General features: G+C 56.0%; 12 protein-coding genes. 7 read left to right on the plus strand and 5 right to left on the minus strand.

Features of this window, described 5'->3' with window-relative positions:
- Window positions 1–21: 21 nt before the first annotated feature.
- From HGO41_RS12545 to argH, 4 genes are read right to left on the minus strand one after another with little or no spacing between them, the layout of a single operon-like run.
- Window positions 22–843 (minus strand): ABC transporter substrate-binding protein, encoded by an 822-nt coding sequence (locus HGO41_RS12545; RefSeq protein WP_013575490.1) that lies wholly within the window; start codon window positions 841–843, stop codon window positions 22–24.
- Window positions 844–881: 38 nt separating this feature from the next.
- The gene (locus tag HGO41_RS12550; RefSeq protein WP_013575489.1) at window positions 882–1,646 is read right to left on the minus strand and encodes an amino acid ABC transporter ATP-binding protein; all 765 of its coding nucleotides are present in this window, start codon (window positions 1,644–1,646) and stop codon (window positions 882–884) included.
- A 13-nt stretch (window positions 1,647–1,659) separates the two neighbouring features.
- The gene (locus tag HGO41_RS12555; protein ID WP_013575488.1) at window positions 1,660–2,532 is read right to left on the minus strand and encodes an amino acid ABC transporter permease; all 873 of its coding nucleotides are present in this window, start codon (window positions 2,530–2,532) and stop codon (window positions 1,660–1,662) included.
- Between the two features lie 18 nt (window positions 2,533–2,550).
- A complete protein-coding gene (argH, locus tag HGO41_RS12560) occupies window positions 2,551–3,978 on the minus strand; it encodes an argininosuccinate lyase (protein WP_250981080.1) in 1,428 nt (475 codons plus the stop codon).
- Between the two features lie 189 nt (window positions 3,979–4,167).
- Between argH and HGO41_RS12565 the strand changes: the two genes are divergently transcribed.
- From HGO41_RS12565 to HGO41_RS12595, 7 genes are all read left to right on the plus strand, one after another.
- Window positions 4,168–5,148, plus strand: coding sequence for a LysR family transcriptional regulator (locus HGO41_RS12565; protein ID WP_013575486.1), 981 nt, complete (start codon window positions 4,168–4,170; stop codon window positions 5,146–5,148).
- Between the two features lie 274 nt (window positions 5,149–5,422).
- Window positions 5,423–6,430, plus strand: coding sequence for an ABC transporter substrate-binding protein (locus HGO41_RS12570; protein WP_013575485.1), 1,008 nt, complete (start codon window positions 5,423–5,425; stop codon window positions 6,428–6,430).
- Window positions 6,427–7,236, plus strand: a complete 810-nt coding sequence (locus tag HGO41_RS12575) for an ABC transporter permease (RefSeq protein ID WP_013575484.1) — start codon at window positions 6,427–6,429, stop codon at window positions 7,234–7,236. The genes HGO41_RS12570 and HGO41_RS12575 overlap by 4 nt, the downstream gene beginning before the upstream one ends.
- Complete coding sequence (locus tag HGO41_RS12580; RefSeq protein ID WP_013575483.1) at window positions 7,236–8,006, plus strand: ABC transporter ATP-binding protein; 771 nt, start codon at window positions 7,236–7,238, stop codon at window positions 8,004–8,006. Before HGO41_RS12575 ends, HGO41_RS12580 begins: the two co-directional genes overlap by 1 nt.
- Before the next feature lie 16 nt (window positions 8,007–8,022).
- Window positions 8,023–9,363: a histidinol dehydrogenase gene (gene hisD / locus HGO41_RS12585; RefSeq protein WP_250981081.1), complete on the plus strand. Its 1,341-nt coding sequence runs from the start codon at window positions 8,023–8,025 to the stop codon at window positions 9,361–9,363.
- A gap of 2 nt (window positions 9,364–9,365) precedes the next feature.
- Window positions 9,366–10,688 carry a hypothetical protein gene (locus HGO41_RS12590; protein ID WP_013575481.1) on the plus strand — a complete coding sequence of 441 codons (1,323 nt, stop codon included), beginning with the start codon at window positions 9,366–9,368 and terminating at the stop codon, window positions 10,686–10,688.
- Window positions 10,688–11,458 (plus strand): SDR family NAD(P)-dependent oxidoreductase, encoded by a 771-nt coding sequence (locus HGO41_RS12595; protein WP_112152241.1) that lies wholly within the window; start codon window positions 10,688–10,690, stop codon window positions 11,456–11,458. The genes HGO41_RS12590 and HGO41_RS12595 overlap by 1 nt, the downstream gene beginning before the upstream one ends.
- A gap of 242 nt (window positions 11,459–11,700) precedes the next feature.
- Here the strand turns inward: HGO41_RS12595 and HGO41_RS12600 are convergent, their stop codons facing one another.
- Window positions 11,701–12,786 (minus strand): iron-containing alcohol dehydrogenase family protein, encoded by a 1,086-nt coding sequence (locus HGO41_RS12600; protein ID WP_250981082.1) that lies wholly within the window; start codon window positions 12,784–12,786, stop codon window positions 11,701–11,703.
- Window positions 12,787–12,802 lie beyond the last annotated feature (16 nt).

Here is a 12,802-nt window from a genome sequence, read left to right on the forward strand (position 1 = left end):
GAGTCAGTCCGTCACCTGAGGTTATTTGCCTTTGTTGATGGTCACTTCCTGGATTGCACCATCCTGCAAACCCCATTTGGTGAGGATTTTCAGATAGGTACCGTCGGCGATCATGTCGGTCAGTGCGCCTTTTACCGCGTCAATCAGCGGCTGATCGTCCTTGCTTATCCCCATACCGGTCACCTGATAGGCAAAAGCTTTGCCCAGCGGTTTATAGGTGTCTTTCTCCAGATTCATGATGTACGGCAGGGTTTCGCTGCCCTGCACCACGCCTTCAATACGCCCCTGACGCAACTGGGTGCGCGCATCCGCCGTGCCTTCCGCGCCAATCACCACGATGGCGGGCTTACCTGCCGGAACACAGTTAGCTTCACTCCAGGCCGCAATTTCAGCCGGGAATGTGGTACGGCGGCTGGTGCCGACTTTCTTGCCGCACAAATCCAGCATGGTATTGATTTCTTTGTGCGCGACGGTGGTATAGAACTGCGGCCCGCTGTTGTAGTAATCGACGAACGTGGCGATGTCCTGACGCGGTTTGGTGTCGGTCATACCGGATAAAATCATATCGACACGGTGGGTGGCGACGGCGTTAACCATCTGTTCGAAGCCGATTTCCTGCCAGCTGATTTTGCGGTTCAGGCGTTTGCCGAGTTCCATGCCCAGATCGTAATCCATGCCGGTCAGATTACCGGTGGCCGGATCTTTGAATTCCAGCGGCGGATAGTTCGGCATCATCGCCACTTTAATTTCGTCTTTTTGCTTCAGCTCCGCCGCGCTGGCGACAGAAACAGCGCCGTTCAGCAGCACGCCAGCGGTAATGAGGGACAACAATGTTTTTTTCATGAAGGCATTCCCATAGTCAAAAGTTAACGTCAAAAGGGTCAGATCAGGACGGCAGAAATAAAGTTCTGCGTCCGTGGATTTTGCGGGTTGAGCAAAATGTCTTCCGGATTACCACTTTCTATAATTCCGCCCTCGTCCATGAAGACCACGCGGTTTGCCACTTCCCGCGCGAAACCTAATTCATGCGTGACGACAATCATGGTCATGCCTTCTGCCGCCAGGCCGCGCATCACCGCCAGCACTTCGCCCACCATCTCCGGGTCGAGCGCCGAGGTGGGTTCATCAAACAACATCACTTTGGGTTTCATCGCCAGCGCCCTGGCAATCGCCACGCGCTGTTGCTGGCCGCCGGAAAGTTCCAGCGGATAAGCATCACGCTTATGCGCCAGCCCGACGCGTTCAAGCAGCGCCATCGCTTCCTGCGTCGCCTCTTTCACCGGACGCAGCAGCACCTGACATGGCCCTTCGATGATGTTTTCCAGCGCGGTTTTATCCGGGAACAGATTGAAACGCTGGAATACCATGCCGGTTTTCAGCCGCTGACGGGCAATCTGCCGGTCGTTAAGCGGATACAGCTTTTTGCCGTCCATGCGGTAACCGACCAGTTCGTCATCGACCCAGACGCCCCCGCTGTCGATGCGCTCAAGTTGATTGATGCAGCGCAGAAATGTGCTTTTCCCTGAGCCGGAAGGCCCGATGATGCACATCACTTCGCCGTGTTTAACCTCAAGATTGACGTTTTTCAGCGCCTGAAACTGATCAAAGTACTTATTAACGTTGACGGCTTTGATAATACTTTTCATGGTCAGGCTCCTGTCAGTGGCTGGTGCGGCGGCGGGTGCCACGGCCAAAATAACGTTCCAGACGGTTCTGCCCGAGCGACAGCACGGTCACCACCACCAGATACCAGATGCCCGCCACAAACAGCAGTTCCATTACCCGCGCATTGGCGAAGTAAATGGTCTGCGCGTTATAGAGCACTTCGGAATACTGGATCATGCTGGCAAGGCTGGTGGTTTTCACCATGCTGATGAATTCGTTACCAATGGGCGGGATAATCACCCGCATTGCCTGGGGCAAAATAATCCGCCGCAGCGCATGCAGACGGGTCATGCCGATGGATTTCGCGGCTTCGTACTGCCCGAGATCGACCGAGATCAGCCCGGCACGCACCACTTCCGAGGTGTACGCGCCCTGATTAATGCTCAGGCCGAGCAGCGCGGCGGTGAACGGCGTCATGATATCGACGGTCTGAATGCTGAATACGCCGGGAATGGCGATGACCGGGAAAATCAGCGCCAGGTTAAACCACAGCAACAGTTGTAAAATCAGCGGGGTGCCGCGAAAAATCCACGTATACCCCATCGCCACGCTGCGCAGGACCGGGTTTTGCGACATGCGCATCACGGCGATAATCACGCCGAACACGATCCCCAGCGCCATCGCCAGCACCGACATCACAATGGTATTGCCCAGCCCGAACAGAATGGCTTTGGCGGTCAGGAACTGCGCCACGTACTGCCATTCGATTTTGCCGTGCGCAAAGGCATTCACCAGCAACGCCAGCAGCAGCAGGATCACCACCGAGGCAAAAATCCGGCCGTAATAACGTTGCGGCACGTAGTGATATTCGCTGAGATCAATCTCTGCGCTTTTCGCGCTTTCCGACATTTTCTGATAAGGGGTCATAAGCCTTCTCCCGCCCGGTTATAAAGACAAGCCAGCGTAGCCTGTAGCCCAGTGCGCCTGCGCCTGCAGACGAATTTTCAGCCGCGCAATTTGCTCCGCCACCCGCACCGGCGCCGTGCCGCCTTTGCCGCTGCGGGCGTTGATCGCCGCTTCCAGCGTCAGGCATTCACGCACGTCGGCGCTCAGGCGGGCGTCTACCGCCAGTAACTGCGCGTCGCTGACTTCGTGCAGCGCCAGATTATGTTGCTCACACACCTGCACCAGTTTGCCGGTGATTTCGTGGGCTTCCTTGAACGGCACGCCACGGCGCGACAGCCAGTCGGCCACTTCAGTCGCCAGCGTAAAGCCTTCCGGTGCCTGTTCGCGTAAACGCTCAACATTGACGGTCATGGTATCGATCATGCCCGCCATCGCAGGCAGCACTAACAGCAACTGTTCGACGGTATCCAGCGCATTACGTTTGTCTTCGATAAGGTCACGGTTATAGGAAAGCGGCAGGCCTTTCATGGTGGCCAGCATGGCGGTGACGTTGCCAATCAGCCGTCCGCTTTTGCCGCGCGTCAGTTCAGCGATATCCGGGTTTTTCTTTTGCGGCATGATGGAACTGCCGGTGGCGTAGCCGTCGTCCAGTTCAACCCAGCGGAACTGGCGCGATGCCCACAGACACACTTCTTCACTGATGCGGGAAAGATTGACGCTCAGCATACTGCCCGCAAACAGGAATTCTGCGACGTGATCCCGGCTGGCTACGGCATCAATCGAGTTCTCACAGGCACCGTCATAACCGAGATCTTTGGCGGAGAGTTCCGGGTGCAGGGCAATGGCAGAACCCGCCATCGCCGCCGCGCCCAGAGGCGACAGTGCGCAACGCTTATCCCAGTCCTGAAAGCGTTCAATGTCACGGCAAAAGGACTGCGCATGCGCCATCAGCTGATGCCCGAACACAATCGGCTGCGCCTGCTGAAGATGGGTAAAGCCCGGTGCCAGCGTATGAATATGCTGTTCCGCCTGCTTCACCAGTGCAGTCTGAAGTTCGAGCAATGCCGCCACAATCTTGCGGGCGTGGTCGCGCAGGTAGAGGCGTAAATCGTTAGCGGTCTGATCATTACGTGAACGCCCTGCCCGCAGCTTGCCGCCGAGTTCCCCCAGCCGCTCGGTCAGGCTGCGTTCGATAAACGTGTGAACGTCTTCATCCCCCTGAACCGGCTGAATAACGCCGGCACGGAAATCCTTCGCCAGTTGTTTAATAGCCTCCACCATCAGGACGGTTTCATTTTCGTCGAGTAAACCGGCGCGGCTTAATTCATACGCATGGGCGCGGCACCCTTCCAGATCATATTCGGCAAGGGAAAAATAATATTCCGGGCTGCGCGATAATGCGCTTAATGCGGCGGCTGGCCCGTGTTTGAAGCGTGCTCCCCACAGTAATTCTGGCTGTTGCGACATAATTTTTTCCTTGTATGGCATAAATGTTGCAAACCTGGATCCGGTGGCATGTCTGACGGTAAGAGAAAATAAAACCCTTCCGGCAACATGACAAATGACACTGCACAATCTGAGGCTTGCAAGGTAATAACGAGTGAGGCTACGTGAATTTGATGGTGTAGATTTTAAAGGCGGGGGTAAATATTAATTATGGAAAGTCCACTTTCCAAATCAGGAAACACATCACCCGCAAAAAGTGATATTAACCAGCACAGCCTTGGTGTCGCCGATTTAAAACTTTTGCGCGTCTTTAAAACCGTGGTGGAAGCCGGTGGTTTTACCGCCGCATGCAATGAACTGAATATTGGTCTGGCGGCGATCAGTAAACAAATTTCTGATCTCGAAATCCGTTTTGGCATGAAACTTTGCACCCGAGGACGTGAAGGATTTTATTTAACCGAACACGGTAAAGTGGCTTATCAGGCCTGCCTTGATTTATTTTCATCCATCAATCAGTTTCGCGACAAACTCAATCACGCCCGTCATGAACTGTTTGGCGAGCTGAATATTGGCATCATCGATAACACCATCACTGACCCGCAATCGCCCGTAGTCAGTGCGTTGGGTGAGATTTACCGTCAGGCACCGAAGGTCAGTATTCGCCTGCACGCCACTCAGCTGGACGAGATTGAACGCGGGATTATCGACGGACGTTTTACCTGTGGCATCATGCCGGTGTATCAGGAAAAACCGGAGTTTGATTACTATTTCCTCTATCATGAAATGGCTTATCTTTATTGCGGCGACAAACATCCGCTGTTCAGCGTCCCTGCCGCTGAAATAAAAGAATCACAGATCAAATCGTCGCACATGGTGAATCATTTTTACGCCAATCACAGTAAAAAAAATATCTTTTCGGATGTCACTTCCACGCACGCCATTGCGGTACAAGTCGAAGCCGTCACCATGCTGCTGATGACGGGAAATTATCTCGGATTTCTGCCTGAACATTACGCCAGTGCATTTATGGGCGGAAATAAACTCCGCGCACTGATGCCGGAGAATATTGAAATTGCCACACCGTTCAGCCTTGTACTGAAAAAAGGCGCACCGTTTAATTCGGTGATGACGTTATTTTACAACGCCCTTAAACAGGCATTAATCCCCGTTCCTGAAGCCAGAGCCAGCTGACCGGCTTATGCACCCTTTGCATATCACTGTTTTTCTGCACCCTGAAGGTGCAAAGAAAGTCATGTTGTGGTGCGGATTATCACTTTTAATTATAAGTTCATTTACCTTCTTCTCATTAATTATCTAAAAATGTATAACATCAAAGCCCTGCATGATTTCCTTCTGCGATTTCAACTGTGGCGCAGTAATTGCTTCACCCACTTGTCTATACAGGGTTGCACATTAGGATTTTTATTGGCCGTCTTTTTCTCTTCCCACACCAAGCGAGGAAATTATGTCACCTTCTCAGACCTTTACGGGTTTCTTCAAAAACAAACTGGCTCTGGCCTGTTGTCTTGGCGCACTCAGCACATTCAGCCTGAGCACCTCCGCCGCTGCACCCGAAGCGGGCACGTTCAAAATGGGCATTGAACCCTGGCTGGGTTACGGCCAGTGGCACGTCGCACAAAGTCAGGGCATTTTTAAACAACAGGGGCTGGAGAAGGTCGATATCATTAACTTCGCCGAAGATAAAGACATCAACGCCGCCTTAGCCAGCGGCCAGATCGACGGCGCAAACATTGCCACACATACCGCGATGGCGATGGTCTCTGCCGGTTTGCCGATCAAAGTCGTGCTTTTACTGGATCAAAGTGAAACCGCTGACGCCCTGCTGGTGGGCAAAGACATCACCACGCTGAAAGATTTGAAAGGCAAGCAGGTGGCCTTTGAAGAAGGCACCACCAGCGACATTCTGTTGCACAGCGCCGTTAATTCTGCAGGTCTGAAATGGAGTGATATCACACCGGTGCCGATGCCAGCCGATTCTGCGGGCAGCGCGCTGATTGCCAAACGCGTCACTGCTGCCGTCACTTATGAACCCTATATTTCTGCCGCGAAAAAACAGGACCCGTCGCTGAAAATGCTCTACAGCGGCTCTTCCGATCCCGGCCTGATTGGCGATGTGCTGGTGGTCCGTGATTCCGTACTGAAAGAAAAACCGGGGCAAATCGCTGCGCTGATTAAAAGCTGGGACGCCGCCCTGACCCACTACCAGGCCAATACCACAGCGGATCGCGCCATCATTGCCAAAGCGGTTGGCGCAACGCCTGCAGATCTGGAAACCGCGTTTGACGGCGTGAAATATTACTCGCTGGCGGAAAACAAACAGGTGCTCAGCCATTCCTTCTCCGACCAGACCTTCGCCCACGTGCTCAAAGCAGCCACCGCCGCCGGGCTTATTCCTAAACCGGTAACCGCCGCCGGGGTGATTGACGCCAGCTTCGTGAACAGCCTGCCATGAGTTCGCGTCGTAAACCGCTCAATCTGATGGTGATTGGCCGCCTGCCGTCGCGCAAAGTGTTCGTCGGCATTGCGGTCACGCTGTTCGTGATCCTGTTTCTTGCCTGGGGGCTGGCAACCCGCAGCGGCGCGATCCCGCCGATTTTCCTGCCCAAACTGACCGATGTCTGGCTGAAAATGGTCAGTCTGGCGCAGGACGGCACGCTATGGAGCGACATTAAAAGCAGCCTGTACCGCATCAGTATCGCCTTCGCGATTTCCTCAGTGATGTCGATTGTGATTGGCGTGCTGGCAGGCTGTTACGGTTTCTTCAAAGCGCTGACCGAACCGCTGGTGGACTTTATCCGTTACATGCCGGTGGTGGCGTTCGTGCCGCTGACCATTCTGTGGACCGGCACCGACGATGTGCAGAAATTCCTGATTATCTGGATCGGTACATTCTTCCAGCAGGTTCTGATGGTGATCGACGCCGTGAAACGGGTGCCCGGCGATTTTGTCGGTTTAGGCCGCACGTTAGGCATGCCGGATCGCAAAATCTTGTTCCGCATCGTTTTACCCGGTGCACTGCCGGGCATCTGGGACGCACTGCGCATCAGTCTCGGCTGGGCGTGGACGTGGCTGGTGCTGGCCGAACTGGTGGCATCCACGTCCGGGCTCGGTTACCGCATCGTGGTGTCGCAACGTTTCTTCCAGACTGACACCATCATCGGCTACATCCTGCTGCTGGGTATTCTGGGTTTAATCAGCGATCAGATCATGCGTGCACTTGAGCGCGTGCTGTTCCGCTACAACAAGAGGCGCGCCTGATGTCGGTGTTAACCATTTCCCATCTGCACAAAAGTTTTCAGGTTGGCAAACAAACGCGCGAAGTGCTGCACGACATCAGCCTGACACTGGCGGACAATGAATTTGTTTCGGTGGTTGGCACATCCGGCTGTGGCAAAAGCACCTTATTGTCGATTGCAGCCGGGCTTGAGGATTACGACAGCGGTGACGTTCAGGTGGATGGCAAAACCATCCGCGGCGCGGGCATTGACCGTGGCGTGGTGTTTCAGTCATACACCCTGTTGCCCTGGCTGACAGCGCGCCAGAACATTGAGTTTGCGCTGAAAGCCGCCGGATTCAGCCGCGCGGAATGCCGTGAAAAAGCCAGTCAGCATCTCGAACTGGTGCAACTGACGCAGTTTGCTGATGCCTGGCCCGCGGAGCTTTCCGGTGGCATGAAACAGCGTGTCGCCATCGCCCGTGCGCTGTCTTACCGCCCTAAAATCCTGCTGATGGATGAACCCTTTGGCGCGCTGGATGCCATGACCCGCCATCAGATGCAGGAATTACTGACCGGCATCTGGGAGCAACACCGGCTGACCGTCATGTTCGTCACCCACGATATTGAAGAAGCGGTATACCTTTCTGACCGCATTGTGGTGATGGGTCCCGGCACGATTGCGGCGACTTACGACGTGCCGTTACCGCGTCCGCGCCGTGAGGAACTGACCGCCAGCCCTGAATTCACTGATCTGCAACGCCAGGTCCTGCACACTATCCGCAGCGGCCATCCCCGCGCTGCACTGGCCTGATAACCGGAGATTGACCATGTCTGCACCTTTTCAAGCCGTAACTTTTCATGATCTGAGTGATTCGTCTGAACTGCCAGCGGAGCTGTTCAAACGCACGGAAGCCGATTTGTCGTTTTTCACTGAGCGCGTTGCGCCGATCATTGAAGCGGTGCGTACCGAAGGCGATGCCGCCCTGCGCCGTTTTGCCCGCGATTTCGACGGCGTTACCGCGCCGCATATGAGCATTCTGGCGGAAGATACGGAATTCGAAACGGCGTTTGAACGCCTCGATCCGCAGGTGGTGGAATCGATCCGTTTCGCCGTCGAAAACGTCCGCGCCTTCCATGAAGCACAAAAACCGGAAGACATGTGGATGAAAGAAATCCGCCCCGGCGCCTTTGCCGGTGACCGCCATGTGCCCATCGATTCCGTAGCCTGTTACGTGCCACGCGGCAAAGGCTCATTCCCAAGCGTGTTACTGATGACCACCATTCCGGCGGTGGTCGCAGGTGTAAAACGCGCCATTGTCATCACCCCGCCTGGCCCCGACGGCAAAGTCGATGACGCCACGCTGGTGGCCGCTCGTCTGGTTGGCATTACCGAAGTGTACAAATGCGGCGGCGCACAGGGTGTCGCTGCCGTGGCATTTGGCACGGAAACCGTGCCGAAGTGCCTGAAGATAGTCGGCCCCGGCAGCCCGTGGGTGGTGGCCGCCAAGCGTCAACTCTCGAATCTGATCGACCCCGGCATTCCTGCCGGTCCAAGCGAAAGCCTGATCCTCGCCGATGACACCGTGGACGGTGCGCTGGCAGCGCTGGATCTGATCATCGAATCAGAACATGGCCCGGATTCTTCGGCGTATCTGGTCACCAGCAGCCGTCGGGTCGCTGAACAGGCCATCGCCGCACTGCCCGGTTACTGGGCGCAGCTCGATGAAAAACGGGCCGGATTCTCACAGGCCGTATTATGCGGAACCCACGGCGGCGTGGTGCTGACAGCAGATTTCACCGCAGCCGTTGAATTTGTTAATCAGTACGCGCCGGAACATCTGGAAATTCTGACCGAAGAGCCGATGGCCGTGATGGGCAAAATCCGCAATGCCGGTGAAATCCTGCTGGGCAATTACACACCGATCACGCTGGGGAATTTCGTCCTCGGACCGAACGCAGTTCTGCCGACCAATGGCGCAGCGAAAACCGTCGGGCCGCTGTCTGTGTTCGATTACATGAAACGGATCTCCGTAGGCTATGTCACCCGCGAAGGCTATCAGCCGCTGGCCGATAAAGCACACGCCTTTGCATTGTATGAAGGATTCCCCGGCCACGCGCTGGCGGTATCGGCTTTACGCACTGAGATCATCAACAAAAAAGGCCAGTAACGATGAGCAATATGACGGGCAGTGAACCGCTGGCCGCGCAGGCGCGTCAGTTAGTGCAGGCGGGAGAATGGCAGCAGGCGGCAGACGTTTTGCGCCAGCTTATCGGCGAAGTCACCGGCGTGGCTGCCGGTCAGCTCACCATCAACCGCGATCAGTACAGCCTCAACTCTCTCAACGGCACCGTGACCCTTGAGGATGGCCGCGCCCTGTTCTTCAAATATCACAATGAAGAAGGCGAAGATAAAACCATCGAGGAGTATTACAACGCAGAATTGCTGCGTGAAAGTGGCTTTCGCGTGGATGTTCCTGTCTATGCCTGCGGCGAGCCGGGGCGGCAGATTCTGATGTACACCCTGCGCCATGACCGGCGCATGGCGGACATCTGCCGCGATATCGAACAGCAGCAGGCGTGGGACCAGGAAGCGGAAATCGAAGAGGCACAGCGCCGCGCTGACCGCGATATTCTGACCCATACCCTGCCGACGCTGAAACCCGGCTCAGTCAGTGCGGTGGCGGCCGAACCTGTCCATCAGTTGTTCTATCACCGGCTAATTTCTCCGGAAAACCCGGAAATCACCGCGGGTTTTGGTGGGCGCGTGGCCCGTTTTTACGTCGGTAAAACCTTCCGGCTGGAAGATGAGGAACTGGAATGGCAGACACTGAGCAACCTGCGATGGGTAATCAACGGCGTGGCTTATCAGCACAGTTTACGCCAACTATTCAGTGAAGCAGGCGTCCGCCTGGCACCGGCGGCACTGGCCGATCACGGGGTGATTACCGCGCACGGTGACGCGCATAATGCCAACGTCTGGTACGACACCACGGAGGAAATCCCGCAACTGGTCAGCTTCGACCCGGCGTTTGCCGGTCGTAATATTCCGGCGCTACTGGCGGAAATCAAAGCCACATTCCACAACATTTTTGCCCATCCGCTGTGGCTGTATGAACCTTCACGCTGCGGCGAACTTTACAAAGTGACCGTGATGCGTCGCGGCGACACGTTATATGTCGATCATAACTGGCAGTTAACCCCGCTGCGCGCAGCGTTTTTACGCGACAAAGGCGAGGAATACTGGCAGCCGTTACTGACGCAACTCGCCCGCCACGGCTGGCTGCCACCCCACTGGCAGCGGATCTTCCGGCTCGCCATGTTCTGCTGCCCGACGCTGGTGCTGGATTTACGCGCCGGAGGTTTCAGCGGCCATACGCCAACCAGTTCCGCCCTCGGGCTGGCAATGGCCGTCATGCTCGGCAGCGAACCGGTCGAAGATACCGATGAGTTCAGCGACTGGCTGGCGCGGATAAGCCCGGTGGGGAGACCGTGATGGCCTCTCCTTTCTCCCTGCAACGTTTCTCGCTGCAAGGCAGGCGGGTACTGATCACCGGCAGTTCACGCGGCATCGGTCAGGCACTGGCTTCAGGTATGGCACAAGCCGGAGCCAGCGTCATTGTCTGCGGGCGTGATATCACCACGCTGAATGCCGTTTGCGAACAAATCCGCCAGCAAAACGGTGACGCCACGCCGCTGGTACTGGACGTCACGCAGCCCGCCACTTTTGCCGACGCTTTCGCCTCCCTGCCCGCACCGCCGGATGTGCTGGTTAACAATGCCGGTACTGAACAGTTATGCCCGTCGATGGATGTCGACGAAGTGCTGTGGGACCGCATTCTGACCACCAATCTTAAAGGCGCATTTTTCTGCGCCCAGGCCGCAGCACGGCTGATGGCTGAAAATGGCGGTGGCAGCATCCTGAATCTGTGCTCCCTGACCAGCCAGGTCGGCGTGCCCGGCGCTGCTGCTTACGGCGCATCTAAATCGGCGATGGTCGGCCTGACACATACTCTGGCAACAGAATGGGCCGGTAAAAACATCCGGGTAAACGGCATCGGACCGGGATATTTCAAAACAGACCTGACCGCTGAGTTTTATGACAACGCCGCCTGGTGCCGGCAGATGCAGGCAAAGATCCCGCTGGGAAGATTTGGCGAACTGGAAGATCTGATCGGCGCAGCGGTATTTCTGAGCAGCCCGGCCGCAGCGTATATCACCGGGCAGGTGCTCTATGTGGACGGGGGATATCTGGCGGGGATCTGATGTCAGACACGGGTTGGCTCAGGCCCCGTGCAAGCTTGGCGTTCAACCGGAGTGTGCATAAGTTACTGTTTTGTCTGTAATACCCCACCCCAACCCTCCCCTTCGCAGGGGAGGGAGCCGACCGGGTTGCTTGTGGGATTGGCTTTTGCTCCTCCCCCTGCGAAGGGGGAGGCCGGGAGGGGGTATTAATGAAAAACCAATAAGTTAAAGCTTGCACGACACACCTGAAACTCTAAAAATCCTTAAATTCTCGCCCCCATTTCCTCCACCCTTGCAATTGCCGCATACAGCGCCTCCGCCGTCACCTGTCCCGGCATATTCGCCATATCCGGCGCATGCAGTGATGCCTGCACAATACTTTCCAGCTCATCCTCATTAAGATCGGCTATCTCACTCAAACGCAGCGGCACAGCGCAGGCTTGCGCAAGTCTGACGGCTTCCAGCAGTTCCTCATCACTGCGGTTCTCCAGCGCCAGCAGGCACAGGTTGCCGAAGCCGACCAGCAGACCGTGGCCGAATTCACGGGTTTTATCACAGACCGTGAAACCTTCATAAATAGCGTGGGAAGCAGCGGCATGTGCCCCGCTGCTCATCAGCGATGTCAGGCCCGCAAACATGAAAATAGCATCGAGTACCTGATCCAGCCCGGCGTTCGGTTTACCGGCGCGGACGGCGTCGCAGGCCACAGGGCCGTAAGATTCGATCAGGTCATAGCAGATCCGGCTGTTGGCGCTGGAAGAACGTGCGACGCCGCTCAGCTGGCCGTGATGACTGCTGATGGCACGGAATTCATACCATTTTGCCAGCGTGTCGCCAAGGCCAGCAGCCAGCCAGCGCAACGGGGCAACAGCCAGAATTTCGCTGTCGATGATCACCGAAGCCGGTGCCTGTGGCAGCGGGAATAAATCCCGGAAATGACCGTCGTCGTGGTAACGGATGGTCAGCGGCGTGACGGCGGCGCAGGTCGCGGCAATCGTCGGAATCGTCACAACCGGCACATTGGTTTCCACGCCAACGGCTTTGCAGGTATCAAGAGATTTGCCGCCACCCACACCAATCACGATATCGGCTTTTTTATCTTTAACGATTTTAGCCAGGCGGCTGATATTGCCCTCACTGCTTTCCCCGCCAAACCATTCGCTGCCGACCAGTTCCACGGCGGAACCTTCAAGCTGGTGGCGGATTTTATCCCCCACGGCGGCCAGTGCCTGATGGCCACCAATCACCAGCGTACGCGTACCCAGCAGTGCGCAAATGTCACCAAGCTGAGAGATAACGCCGGGTCCGCGCAGGATTTGCGCCGGGAAGATAATATTCTGTGCCTGCATAACTGCCTCTCCGTGA

Origin of the sequence: Rahnella sp. CG8, from assembly GCF_023701875.1 — a bacterium.
Lineage (GTDB): Bacteria > Pseudomonadota > Gammaproteobacteria > Enterobacterales > Enterobacteriaceae > Rahnella > Rahnella aceris.